Below are 14,536 nucleotides of genomic sequence, written 5' to 3'. Positions count from 1 at the left end.
CCAATATATTGATTATTCATTTTTAATATATTCAGTTTTTCGCTTTCTTCTCGCCGAATCACTCTTCTTTAGGATCGGTTTTTTTTCTGTTTCACCAAGTAAATCAGATAAGTTTTTTGCCGTATGAGCGACATATTCCGTTAGCAGTTCAAAATGGCTCCCCGGCGTGATGATGCTTTTCACCAAATTTGGCCATTCATTCGCCCAACGTTCCGGTTGTGCGGACGCGGGATAATCTCTGGCCTGAAGCAGCAGCGTTGGTGTTTTCACGTGAGAGGGGGTCCACTGTCGGCCGAATAATTCGAGATACCAGGCCATCGCCATGACAGAGGTGTCCTCATCCGACCAGAATTCGCCTTTGGCTGCAAACCATGTACGCAGTACATCGCCCATTGTGGCTTCATTCATGGCTGATGGCGGAAAGCTGTCGATTAATACCACCGCTTTAGGCTGTCGGCCGCGAGTCTCCAACTGGTGAGCAGCGGCATGCGCGACGAGCCCGCCAGTTGAAAAGCCTACCAGCGTAAAATCGCGTCCTGATGTATCTCTTTCTATTGCCGTTGCCAGCGCCGCTGCCGCCGCGTAGTCGTTAGCGGGCAAGGGCTCGCCATGATATCCCGGCAACGGCACGGTCAGTACGCTGTACCGATCGCTCAAGGCTGAACTTAAGCGCTGATAGGTTAAATTTGCTGCGGCGGGAATGAATGAGTTAAGGCAAACCAGCAGCGGTTTCTCCCGATCGTTACGCAGCCACACTGTCTCTGGTGCGTGTTGTTCATGCTGTTGATGCGAGAAATGCTCGCGTAGCCGCGCTGCGCTGGCCAGCACGCTAAGTCCTTCCTGCGTCATGTTTTGTTGCACAGCTCGCCGTAGCAGGTGGTAGAACCTGTCGGCGTCTTTTTTTATATCAACGTGTGCCTCTGCTGCGCCAGCGTGCTTTTCCCCGGCCAGAATGCTCAGTAAGAATTGCGCCAGCGCTTGCGGCGTCGAATGGTCAAAAATTGCCGTGGCGGGAATACGGACGCCATATGTTTGTGATAATCGGCTTCCCATTTCCACCGAGGTAAGAGAGTCGAATCCCAGCGTAATGAATTCCACGTCGCTTCTTATGGACTTCGGATCGGGATGGCTCAGAACCTCACCTGCGCATTGAATGATCACGTTAAGCAGATAGGGTAACCGCTCTTTTTCCGGCATGTTTGCGATCTGTGGCGATGCACTGATGCTGTCCCTTGCTGCTGTGCGAGCAGGGAGTACCTCCGCCAATAGCGGGATGTCGCCTTGCTCGCGTAGCGCTTCCAGATTTAAACGTGCAGGTATCAGCAGCGGTGGATGGTTCACCACGTGTGTGCCGACAACGGTATCCAGGAAGGCCAGGCCTTGTGGGCGAGAAAGCGGGATTTGCCCTGTTGCGATAATATGTTGTATATCGTCGTCACCAAGTTGCTCCCCCATTTCCGAGCGTTCGGCCCACATTCCCCAGGCCATTGCGGTCGCAGGAAGACCCTGATATCGCCGATGGTACGCCAGCGCATCCAAAAAGGCGTTGGCGGCGGCGTAGTTTCCCTGTCCTTTCTGCGCAAGAATACTGACCGCGGAAGAATAGAGAACGAATGCCGCAAGGTCGTGATGCTGAGTGAGCTGATGAAGATGCCATGCGGAAACAGCTTTAGACTGTAAAACGTTATCTATCTGCTCTGCACTCATTGTTTTCAGTGTCGCCGTATCCACACTTCCTGCTGTGTGAATGACGGCGGTGAGCGGATGTGCCGTCGGTATGGTATCAAGCAGTGAGGCCACCGCCGCCGCGTTGGCGATATCACAGGCGACAATCGTCGCCTGTGCGCCAAGCTCGGCGAGGTCTTTTAATAACGCACTGGCGCCTGGCGCGTCCTTACCGCGTCGGCTGGCAAGAAGCACGTGACGAACGTCGTGATGCTCCACCAGATGTTTCGCGATGACTTTGCCCAGTGCGCCCGTACCGCCGGTGATGAGTACGGTGCCGTCAGGGTTAAGGTTACGGCTTGAGTTTTCCGGCTGGTCGGCGTGGTTGTAACCGGTAAGGTCGCCATTGTCGGCGGATTTTACCAGTCGCGGGGCGAGTATTTTCCCCTCGCGTAACGCCAGTTGAGGCTCATGGGACAGCGTGTTAATCGCGGTATGAATAGAAGACAATGCTGTGTTTTCTACCTCATTGATATCAAGCAGGCAGAATCGTCCTGGATATTCAAGCTGTGCGGTGCGTACTAATCCCCACACTGGGGATTGGGCCAGATTCGGGACATTCTCTCTATCATTAGTCGCTATTGCGCCTTGCGTCACGATAAGAAGGGGGACATCTGCGCTACGTGGCTCGTCGATCCACGTTTGCAGCGCATTAAGTACGCAGTGTGTCGGGTTATGATCGATAAACTCAGGGGTATCGTCGCCATCCGGCGCGATGAAGACGGCGATCTCATCTGGTTGTGGTGAGAACGTCGCCAGCGCTTGATGCATATCGTCATACGTGCAGGAAGCATCGTGCTCCTTGATGAGTCTGGATAAACGCTCCCGTAACCTGTTTTGCGGAACAATCCAGTGAATTTTCGGCTTTGTGATGGATGAGTTCGGTGCAATCTCACGCCATGCCAGACGGTAAAACGGCGGGCGCGATGGGGAAAGGCGCGGTGAGTTTGACGATTTCAGCACTATAGAGTCGATGATTGCGGCTGCTCGACCGGTATCATCCGCGAGTCGTAACGCATATTCGCTGTAGCCTGATGTCGATGGCTCAGTGGTTGTTCGCATCAGGTGGCCTCGCAGACGCTGTGCGCCCCTGATGTATTGCCGTATCCCGCTAAGGGAAAAAAGTAAACGGGGCTGAATGTTTTCTTCGCCTGGTTTCAGTTGCTCCAGTAATGCTGCTTGCATTCCCGCGTCTAGCAGGGTCGGGTGCAGAATGAAATCCTCTCCCAGTTCCGCATGACTCTCTGGCAACGTGGCTTCGATATACAGTCCGTCTTCGTGCTCCCACACGTTAATGAGCCTTTGAAACGCGTTACCTAGAATCACACCCTGAGCAGCGAGGTGTTCATAAATCGGGGTAAAATCAACGGGTTTGGCGTTGGCGGGCGGCCAGTTTTCATTATGGAAATCCGGCCACTCCGGTGATAACTTTTCGTCTGGTACAAGACGGCAAGTGGCATAGCGTTTCCAGTGCCCCATCTGATACCCGTCCGGTTCTGGATCGCCAGGCTGATGAAAATAGGCTTCCACCGTTCTACCGCCATCCGCTTCCGGCGGGCTGACATGGAGTTGGATGGACGTGGGAATACACTCATTCAGAGGCAAAATCGCGTGCAGGAAGAGATCGTCAAGACGCTGGCAGCCAATCTGCTCCCCGATAGACAGTATCATCTCTGCGGTCATCGTCCCCGCGCCTGCGGGGACGTCGGCGACCCGGTGCTCCAGTATCCAAGGCTGTCTGGCGGCGTCTAATTGTCCGGTAAAAATCCAGCTTTGCTGCGCGGCGTTGTCTATGCCGGCGTGTAAAAAAGGATGTTTAACTGTAAAAAAGCCACCATCTAACGTTGGTCGTGCTGGTGGCGCTTGCAACCAATAACGACGGTGCTGGAAGGGATAGGTGGGCAGCGGCACGATCGGTGTCTGGACGAACAGTTTTCTCCAGTCCAGCGGTTGCCCTTGTGCGTACAGTCTGGCCAGCGCGGCAAAGAAGGAGCGCCACTCATCCCGCTCTTTACGTAAGGGGGCAATCCACGCCGCGCTGGTAACGCCGCCGGATTCACTGACGCTACTGGCTCGCCCCAGCGCCGTCAGCACGCCGTCAGGGCCGACTTCCAGCGCGATGGCGGTATTGTGTGCCTCAAGCCATTGGACGGCGGCGTCGAATCGCACCGCGCAGCGGGCCTGATTCGCCCAATACTCAACGGAACAGGCCTGTTCGTTGGTTAGCCGTTGACCGGTCACCGTTGAAACAATGGGAATAGCGGGTGGCTGAAACGACAGCGTTGACAGCGTGCGGCGTAAGGCATCAGCGATGCCGTCAATATGGGGCGAGTGAAAGGCGTGGCTGGTTCTTAAACGGTGCGTGCGGTAGCCGCGTGACTGCCACTGTTCGGCGATATTTAGCACCTTGTCCGTGTCGCCGGATATCACCACAGCAGACGGCGTATTAATCACGGCGATCGTGACGTGTTCTTCATGTCCTTGCAACGACGGCAACATCTCCGCCTCGCTGGCTTCAATGGCAACCATCGCGCCATCGGCGGTAATGGACTCCATCAGCCGTCCACGCGTTGCAACGAATGTCGCGGCATCGGCCAGACTGAATACGCCAGCGATATAGGCGGCGGCGATTTCGCCGATGGAGTGACCGATCAGTACATCTGGCTGTACGCCGAGATGCATGACTGTTCGGCATAACGCGACCTCGAACGCGAACAGCGCCGCCTGGGTAAAATCGGTGCGATCCAGCAGTACGGCATCGACGCTGCCTTTTTCGGCGAACATCACGGTTTTAAGCGGTTGAGGCAGATGGGGGTCGAGGTGCTGACAGATTTCGTCGAGCGTTTGAGCGAATACCGGAGACAGGCGGTATAACCCTCTTCCCATCGTCGGCCACTGCGAAGCCTGTCCGGTAAAAAGAAACGCGACGCTGCCTGACGGAGAACGGACGCCTTGAATGATGCCGGGCGCGTAACGATTGGCGGCCAGTGCCTCCAGCGCGATGAGCGCATTGTTACTGTCTTCTGCGGTAATCACGGCACGATAGTCAAAATGGGTGCGGGTGGTGGCTAGCGAATAGGCGATGTCGGGCATCGAGCTCGCATTCTGAGTCAACCATGCGTGCAACTGTTTGGCCTGAGCGCACAGCCCGTCTGGTGAGGCCGCAGACAACGGTAGCGCGATGCCAGGCACGGGGAAAGCCCTTGCAGGTGCGGCTTCTTGCACCGGAGGCGCAATTGACGGAGCCTCTTCGAGAATAAGGTGAGCGTTGGTGCCGGAAAAGCCAAATGATGATACCGCTGCGCGTTTGGGACGCCCGGTATCAGGCCAATCGCGTGCCGTGTTGAGTAATTTAATGTTGCCTCGTGACCAGTCTATTTTTCCGGAGGGTGTCTCGGCATGCAGCGTTTTGGGCAAGCGCCCGTGCCCGAGAGCCATCACCATCTTGATGACGCTGGCGACGCCAGCGGCAAGCTGGGTATGGCCGATATTGGATTTTAGTGAGCCAAGCCATAGCGGTTGATCGTCAGACCGATGTTTGCCATAGGTGTTGAGCAGTGCATGTGCTTCAATAGGGTCGCCAAGCGTGGTGCCAGTGCCGTGCGCCTCTACGACATCAATATCGGAAAAGGTCAGCTCCGCATTATTCAGCGCCTGACGGATGACCTGTTCCTGCGCAGGGCCGTTTGGCGCAGTCAGCCCGTTGCTGGCACCATCCTGATTAATTGCGCTCCCTCTAATCACGGCGAGTACGCTGTGACCCGCTCGTAATGCGTCGGAGAGTTTCTCCAGCAAAATAAGCCCAACGCCTTCAGAAAACCCCGTTCCGTCGGCATGGTCAGAAAAGGCTTTACATCTTCCGTCGGCGGCAAGACCGCCTTGACGGGTGAACTCGGCAAAGACCTCTGGAGAAGCCATAATCGTTGCCCCGCCTGCGATAGCAAGCGAACACTCGCCGCTCTTCAGTGAGCGAATGGCTTGATGGATCGCAGTGAGAGACGCAGAGCAGGCGGTATCTACCGTGATAGCCGGACCGTTAAGTCCCAATGTGTAAGCGATGCGCCCGGAACTGATGCTGCTCAGGCTGCCTTGTAAGCGATAACCGTCGGCGGCGGGGTTGCGCCGCTCGATATCGCTGAGATAGCCGTTGTGCGTGGCGCCAATAAAGACGCCGGTCTGACTGTTTTTTAGCGTGGCGGGAACGATACCAGCACGCTCCAGAACTTCCCAACTCACCTCCAGCAGTAGGCGTTGCTGAGGATCCATCGCCAGTGCCTCACGATCGGATATCTTAAAGAAGCCCGCGTCGAAGCCTGCTGCATCCTCCAGAAACCCGCCTTTCCAGGCGTTGGCGACGGCGCTGAGTGCCGGGTTTTGTTCAAAGAGCGTCTTCACGTTCCATCCCCGATCGGCAGGGAAGGGGCCGATGGCGTCCTCATCATTGGACAACTGTTGCCAAAGCTGTTCGGGAGAATGAATGCCGCCGGGTAAACGACAGCCCATTGAAATAATGGCGATAGGTTCATGCGCCGCCTGCGTCAAATCCTGATTACGCTGTTTCAACTGTTCGTTCAGCAACAGGCTGTGGCGTAACGCTTCAACCAGACGCGGATCGGTGGTTCCTTCGCCCGCGGCGGTATTTTTCGTGGCGTGACTATCTTTTGGATGCGTCATAGCATTTTCTCCTTGTCAGACAGAGCCATAGACACCAGCTCTTCCAGACTTGCGGACTCAATATCGGTAACTTGAGGCTTTTTCGATGCGTCCTCCACGGGGGCGATGCCGTTTGCTATCTGAAGTAATTTATCCAGCAAGCCGGCATCACGTAGGCTGGCAAGCGGAATGCCGGCAATACGCTCGCGTAAGTGCGATTCATCCTCTTCCGCCATCACGGCGTTGGTCGTCGCATCCTGCCCCGCGAACAGTTCCGCATCGAGATATTCCGCTAGCGCGACAGGGGTCGGGTAGTCATACGTCAGGGTTGCCGGTAGACGCAGGCCGGAAACTGCCGCCAGACGGTTGCGTAACTCCAGTGCCATGAGCGAGTCGATACCGCTCTCTTTAAATGACTGTTCGGGCGCGAGAAGTGAACCGTTATCAAGGCCAAGTATGCTCGCGATGTTATCGGTGATGGCGGCCTGTAACTGTTTTAGCCGAGCACTGGATTCCAGCGTGGATAGCAATTTTCGTAGGTCGGGCATTTTTTCTCCGCCCGATGACGACCTACGCGCGATTGCGGGACCCGCCAACCGCTCAAATAACGGATGAAGGCGCCCTGACTGTGCATTTTTACGCAACATCTGCGGGTTCAACGGCGCTGCGGTATAAACCGCGTAAGGTAATGCCAGCGATGCGTCGATCATCGCATTCCCATGTTCTGGTGTGATAGGCGCCAGACCCGTTCGCGCGATCCGCGCGTTGTCGGTATCGCTGAGCCGGCTCGATAGCCCGGTGACTGGCTGCCACCAGCCCCAGGCAAGGGACGTGGCACTCAAACCCTGCTGGCGGCGGTTATGTGCCAGTGCGTCCAGTGCGTTGTTCGCAGCAGAGTAGTTGCCTTGCCCCGGACTACCCAGCGTTCCCGCGCTGGATGAGTAGAGAACGAAAGCCGCGAGATCATGTGTGCGGGTTTTATGGTGCAAATGCCAAACTGCGTCGATTTTGGGTGAAAATACTGTATCGAGGCTTTCCGCTGTCAGGTTGGCGATGGTGGCATCGGCCAGTACGCCAGCGGTATGGAACACGCCGGTTAGCGGATGTGTGGCTGGAATCGCTGCGAGTAGTTTATCCAACGCCTGAGGGTCGGTGGTATCGCAGGCGACGATCTTGACTGTTGCCCCTGCGCTTTCCAGTTCTGCTTGCAATTGTACCGCGCCATCGGCGCGTAAGCCGCGACGGCTGGCCAATATCAGGTTTTTGCTCTGGTGTGACGCCACCAGATGCCGAGCGAGCAGCCCTGCCAGCGTCCCCGTTCCTCCGGTAATCAACACCGTACCATCGGGATTGAGTTGCTGGGGGAACGTCAACACCACTTTGCCAGTATGACGGCCTTGTTGCATCAACCGGAATGCGGATACCGCTTCTCTGATATCAAAGGCGGTGATTGGCAAGGGCGCTAGTGACCCCGCGCGCATTAACGATAACAGCGTGGTAATCATCTCCGCGGTCAGTTCGGGATCCTTGTCCGGTCGGTCAAGATAGTGATAAATCAGATCCGTAGGAAAATCCTCGCGAATATCGGTTTTGCCCAGTTCGACAAAGCGACCCCCTGAAGCCATTAGCGACATAGAGGCATCGATAAACTCTCCGGTAAGCGAGTTGAGCACCACATCAATCCCTTTATCACTCAGTAACGGACGGAATTGCCCGGTGAACTTAAGGTTGCGTGAACTGGCGATGTGATCGTCGGCGATACCGAGCTGGCGCAGGACTGGCCATTTATCTGGATGTGCGGTGGCAAACACTTCCGCCCCCAGGTGATGCGCCAATTGAACGGCTGCTTGGCCGACACCCCCTGCCGCCGCGTGAATCAATACACGTTCGCCCTGACGCAGCGAGGCGAGTTGCATCAACGCGTAGTAGGCGGTAAGAAAGGCGATGGGGATGCCAGCGGCTTGCGCGAAAGTCCAGTCGTCAGGAAGTCGGAAAGTCGTCGCTCGGTCGGCGATGACCGTTGGCCCGAAAGCGCCTTCAGTCAGCACCATCACGCGATCGCCAATGTTGAAGTCTTCAACATTCGTCCCGACTTCTGTGATGACGCCGGATGCTTCTGTACCGAATTCATGCTGCGGCGCGATTAATCCCAGTGCGCATACGACATCATAGAAATTAACGCCGGCCGCACGCACGCTGAGTCGAATCTGTTCCTTACCGAGCGGCGCGCCAGCTTCAGGAGCGGGTTTCAACACCAGATTGTCGAGATTTCCGGCGTCCGAAATATCCAGACGCCACAGAGCGCTATCGGACGGTGGGGTTAGCAGTCCGGTTTTCACTGTTCTGGTCAGATGCGGAATGAGCAGTTGCCCCTGACGCACTGCCAATTGTGGACGATCGCTAGCCAGCGCTGCGCTGAGTAATGCGGTATCGATGAAAGGACGATCGGTATCAAGCAGAACGAGGCGGCCTGGATTCTCGTTCTGTGCCGAGTGGAGTAACGCCCATGCGCTGCTCTGTGCGACATCCAACTGTTCATGTGAACCGTGTTCTGTCGCATGGTGCGTAATCACCAGCAGCGTGGTGTTGGCCATGCTTTCATCGGCCAGCCAGGGTTGCAGATGGTTGATAACCTGTTCGCACATCGCACGAGTGGAGAGAGGCACATCGTCAGTCTGCGCCGGATTGTTACCTGGCAACGGCCAAACGAGTACCGTTGGTGCCGTGGATGACGCCAGTGCCGCGTTTAAGGCCGACAATGAATCATAGCGGGTGGCGATGTCTAGCGGACTGGTGTCGGTGGGATCGGTATCCAGCAACGCCCAACTGGCGGTTGAAGGAACATCTTTTGCTTTAGATGCGCTGGGCAGAGGGCTCCAGGTCGTGCGCAGCAGATCATACTCCGGCTGGATGCGTAACTGATTACGCAGATTATCCCGCGTAGTTTCCCGTAAGCTAAGCGTTTCAATGGCAACTACCGTTTCGCCCGACTCATCAGTAGCAATCAGGCTGATATTCTCTGGCGTTTTCAAATGCAAACGTGCGCGTAACTGGCGTGGTTGTTTGTCAGCTATCGTCACACCGCTCAACGCGAACGGGAGTCGCAGCGTTGTCGCATCCTCGTTTTCGCTATCGGGCAGCGCCATGGTATGCAGTACGGTATCGAGCAGCGCAGGATGCAGAAGATGTCCGTTCGTCGACAGTTCTTCAGGCAAACTGGCTTCGGCATACAGGCTATCGCCATTGCGCCAGGCTGCGCTAAGCCCTTTGAAGGCTGAACCATATTCATATCCAGCGGCGGAGAGCCGTTGATGAAGGTGGGCGAGATCCAGCGGCTCACTGCCGACTGGCGGCCAGTCCGCGTTGTCGAATGGGCGTTCCTGTTTTGAGGCGTCGCGCTGTAATAACGCGTTGGCGTACAGTGTCCATTCCGGGGTGTCGATCTCCTCGTCGCTATGGCGCCGGGCATGGATCGTAACGGTACGTTGCCCGCGATCGTCAGGCCGTCCGACTTTGAGTTGCAGATCCAACTCCCCTTGTTCAGGCAGCACCAGAGGAGTTTGTATCACTAATTCCTCGATTTTTTGGCAGTCCGTCAGTAACGCGGCATAGCGCACCATATCCAGATAAGCGGTTCCAGGAACCAGAGCAACACCGGTGGCGGCGTGGTCGGCGAGCCAGGGCTGGCTGGCTAGCCCGATACGTCCTGTCAGCAGCACGCCTTCGTCGTCTGGAAGGTCGATGATAGCGCTGAGTAATGCATGCTCCGTCGGGCGTTGTCCGACGGTGGCGACATTGCTGGCGGCGGGAGGCGTCAGCCAGTAGTGACGATGATCGAAAGGATAGGTGGGGATGTCCACGAGGTTGGCGGTAGGGTGAAGCGCACGCCAGTTGAGGTTATGCCCGTTGACGTACAACTGTGCCATTGCCTGCGTCAGGCACTCAACGGCGGGTTTGTTGCGCTGCATCGAACCGACGATCGTTGCCGTGTTGTCTGTCGTTTCTTCGAGCGCCGGCAGCAGCACGGCGTGCGGGCTGCACTCCAGAAAGGTTACTTTACCCGTTTTGCTCAATGCCGATATCGTGTCGAAAAAACGTACCGGGCAGCATAGGTTGTCACACCAGTATTTGGCGTTGAGGGTTGTGCCATCAAGAAGCGTATCGGGCGTGTGGCCGTCCACGGTGCTGTAAAAAGGAATGCGGGTGGCGCTAGGTTTTAAACCGGAAAATAGCTCCATCAGAATAGGGCGTAACGTATCGAGCTGCGGAGAATGGCCTGCGACATCCACCGCAATGCGTTTGGCGCGGATTCGCTCTTTTTTACAGCGACGGAGCAGCGTCTCGATTGATTTGGCATCGCCTGAAACCACGGTTGATGACGGGCTGTTGAAAACCGCGAGGGTAATTTCCCCATCATCTGGAGTGAGGAGGGCGCGAGTCTGTTCTTCGGAAAGGCCGAGCGTGGCCATGGCGCCGTGCCCTGACTGGCTGAGCATAAGTCTTGAGCGTAACGCCACGATCCTGATCGCATCTTGTAGCGACAAGGCACCCGCGATATAGGCGGCAGCGATTTCGCCCTGAGAGTGCCCCACGACGGCGTGCGGCGTAAATCCGAAAGATTGCCAGAGGCGAGCCAGTGCGGTCATCACCGCGAAAAGCGCTGGCTGCACGACGTCAACGCGGTCTAAAGGCGGAGTGTCTGGGCTGCCACGCAGCACGTCAATCAGCGACCAGTCGACATACGTGCGCAGCGCGTCATCAACCTCGTCGATAGCCTGCCGGTAAACGGAAAAGGCGTTATACAGCTCCATTCCCATTTCAGGCCACTGCGACCCCTGGCCAGGGAAGATAAATAACAGTTTTCCTGATTCGCCAACGGGTGAGGCACCGACAGTTAGCGTCGGGTGATCCTGCCCGTTTTCAAGCGATTGTAGCCCTTTTAACAGAACTTCTTTTGATTGACCCCTGACGGCGGCGCGGAAGGGGAACTGACTACGTGAGATACCGAGTGAGTAACCCACGTTAATGGGATCAAGCGCTTGTTGGTTAGTCAGATACTCCCGTAGTTGCGCGGCTTTTTTACGCAGCGCCGTATCGGTTTTTGCGGCAATTGGCCAGAGCATCTCCTGTGGCGCAGCGGTAGCCTCGGTTTGCATGTGGCCATCCGACGTCGATACTGGAGATTGTTCCACGATGAGGTGACTATTGGTGCCAGAGACGCCGAATGAAGAGATTGCCGCACGATAGGGCCGATCGCCGACCTGCGGCCAAGGGCGCGAAGCTGAGAGTAGCTGTATCGCGCCGCTTGACCAGTCGACTTCGTGAGAAGGTTCCGTAATGTGCAGACTGCGCGGCAACATATTGTGGCGGAAAGCCATCAGCATCTTGATTATCCCGGCAACACCGGCGGCAGCTTGCGTGTGTCCGATGTTGGATTTGATTGACCCCAGAAGTAACGGCTGTTCGGCTGAGCGCTGACGGCCATAAGTTGCCATCAGCGCATTCGCTTCGATAGGATCGCCAAGACGAGTACCGGTGCCGTGCGCTTCTACCACATCGACATCCTGAGGCGTCAGGCCTGCGTTGACCAGGGCGTGGCGAATCACCTGTTGTTGTGCGGAGCCATTGGGCGCGGTCAGTCCGTTAGAGGCACCATCCTGATTGACTGCGCTGCCGCGGATGACGCCCAGAACCGTATGCCCGTTGGCCTGTGCCTGAGACAGCGGCTCAAGTAATAGCATGCCGATGCCTTCCGAGAGCCCTACGCCGTCCGCTGACGCAGAAAAGGCTTTGCAACGCCCATCGGGCGCGAGCACGCGCTGTTGGGAGAAGTCGATAAGTACACCGGGTGTTGGCATAATAGTGATACCACCCGCTAATGCAAGTTTACAGTCATTGCTGCGCAGTGCTTCACAGGCTGTATGGATAGCCACTAACGAGGAGGAGCAGGCGGTGTCAATTGTGACCGCGGGTCCATGCAGGCCAAGGCTATAGGCTACTCTGCCGGAGGCGACGCAAGTGGCGGTTCCCATATAGCCGTAGCCTGAAACGTCTTCTGAGGCATGCTGAATCTGGGATCCATACTCTGTCGCCATGATGCCGGCGTATATTCCGGTGTTGGAACCATATAAGCTCGACGGTTCGATGCCTGCCCGTTCAATGGCTTCCCACGAGACTTCCAGCAGAAGTCGTTGTTGAGGTTCCAGCGTCAGGGCTTCACGTGGTGAGATGCCGAAAAATCCGGCGTCAAACAGCGGAGCGTCATATAAAAATCCGCTGGTGCGGGTGGATATTTTACCTAGTCGGCCCGGTTCCGGATCATACAGCTTGGTGATATTCCATCCACGATCCGACGGGTAATCACCGATTGCGTCTCGCTCGTTAACGAGTAAATCCCATAATGCTTCTGGACTGTTTACGCTGCCGGGATAACGGCACGCCATACCGATGATGGCAATAGGTTCATTGTGGTTACGTGTCTCTAGTGTCTCCTGCTCGTCATCGGATGATGAGAGGCCAAGCGCTTGTCTCAGATATTCGCTTAATGCACGCGGTGTCGGGTGGTCGTAAACTAGCGTGGAAGGGAGTTCTATCCCTGTGGCGACTGAGAGTCCACGTGAGAACTCGACAACGGTCAATGACGTAAATCCAATATCACGAAACGCCTGCATGTCCGAGGAAAAGGTTTCGCCCAGTAGCGCGCTGATTTCTCGTGATACGAGTCCTAGCAGGATGTCGTATTGCTCCGATGGGCTACGATCTTGCAGCGCTAACCGATCGATATCGTCGTCTAGCGCCGTATTAAATGCATTAGCGGAAAGCGAAGAGGGCTTATCGGCCATGGACGCTGTTTCATTTGCGTTGGTTAGTGCAGTGCGATAGTGCTCTGCGTGCTCAGGAATAAGTTGATCGAATACGCTTGCCCAATCAACCGATGCGCCGTTGATAAATGCGTGAGTCAATGATTGAAGGAAACTCTCCCGATCGCTTTTCCGGCGATCGAGCGTGGAGATGGCTGCACCTTTAACGCCGGCTTCGCGCAGATGTTCTTCTATGATGGAGGTCAGAACGGGGTGCGGGCTGACTTCAATAAAAAGACGATGCCCGTCGTTGATCAATGCCCGGATGCTGTTTTGGAACAAAACAGGCTCCCGCAGGATACGAAACCAGTAGTCTGGCTGAAAATCTTCGGCGCTGTAGCGCACACCGGAGACGGAAGAATAGTATGCCGCATGCGCTGAAGAGAGAATATTGTGCGGCGCGTGCGCTATCACCTCGGCTTTCAGTATGTCCACCTGAGGGGAGTGCCCTGCAACCTCTCCACCCGGCACTTTCCAGGCCCAGAATCCCGCTTTAGTTAATTTGTTGAGTAGGGCGTCGGTGTCTGCTGTGCCGCCACTTAATGTAACGCTTTTATTGCTGTTGATAGCGGCAATAGCCAGCCTGCCATCCCACTCTTTGAGTAATGGCGTAACATCGTCAACGGAGGCTGCGACCGATACCATCGCACCTTGTCCTTCAATGTTTGAGAGCGTTTTCCCCCACAGTGTCACCAGTTTGGTGGCGTCCTCCTGGCTTAAATAGCCAGAGGAATAGGCTGCCGATGCTTCGCCGACAGAATGTCCGACCACGGCAGCTTCATGGATGCCAAAAGCTCTCCATGCATCCGCAAGCGCGGAGGATATCGTGAACTGTATGGGTTGGATTTGTTTCAGACGTGAGAAAGGCTCACCCGCCGCCAGTGTATCTGCTGGGTTCCAGTTCAGGTTGTCCTGAAATAGCGCACCGTTTATATCCGCGCTTTGACGATAAGCGGGCAGTGCGTTGAGTAATTCAGAGGTCATTCCTGGCCACAGCGGTCCCTGCCCGGAGAAAACCAGCACTGGGTTTTCCCCCGCAGCAGCATTCCCTGTTAAAACGTTGCGCGCTGCGCGGCCCTGCGCAAGTGACGTCAGCCCTTTGATCAACCCGGCTTTATCCGTCGCGAAGATGGCGCTACGAATTTCCTCATGCGGAACGGCGAATTGATGCAGGCAAAACGTCGTTAATTCAGCGTCTGATAGGAATTCGATCTTGGTTCGCCAATGTTCGGCTACGCTGGCGAGAGCCGACGCTGATTCGCCAGAGAGTATAAGTGGCAGGTTTAAGGCATCCATAC

Annotated in this window: 2 protein-coding genes; both read right to left on the bottom strand. The window is 56.0% G+C overall.

Annotated elements, in window-relative coordinates; translation table 11 throughout:
- Window positions 1-12: 12 nt before the first annotated feature.
- Window positions 13-6,399, bottom strand: a complete 6,387-nt coding sequence (locus KP22_RS08335; protein WP_039323682.1) for a type I polyketide synthase — start codon at window positions 6,397-6,399, stop codon at window positions 13-15.
- Window positions 6,396-14,534 carry a type I polyketide synthase gene (locus KP22_RS08330; protein WP_039323679.1) on the bottom strand — a complete coding sequence of 2,713 codons (8,139 nt, stop codon included), beginning with the start codon at window positions 14,532-14,534 and terminating at the stop codon, window positions 6,396-6,398. The genes KP22_RS08335 and KP22_RS08330 overlap by 4 nt, the downstream gene beginning before the upstream one ends.
- Window positions 14,535-14,536 lie beyond the last annotated feature (2 nt).

Origin of the sequence: Pectobacterium betavasculorum, from assembly GCF_000749845.1 — a bacterium.
In the GTDB taxonomy this organism is placed as follows: Bacteria; Pseudomonadota; Gammaproteobacteria; order Enterobacterales; family Enterobacteriaceae; genus Pectobacterium; species Pectobacterium betavasculorum.
The sequence above is the reverse complement of the archived record's forward strand: the minus strand, read 5'-3'. Positions and strand labels throughout refer to the sequence as shown.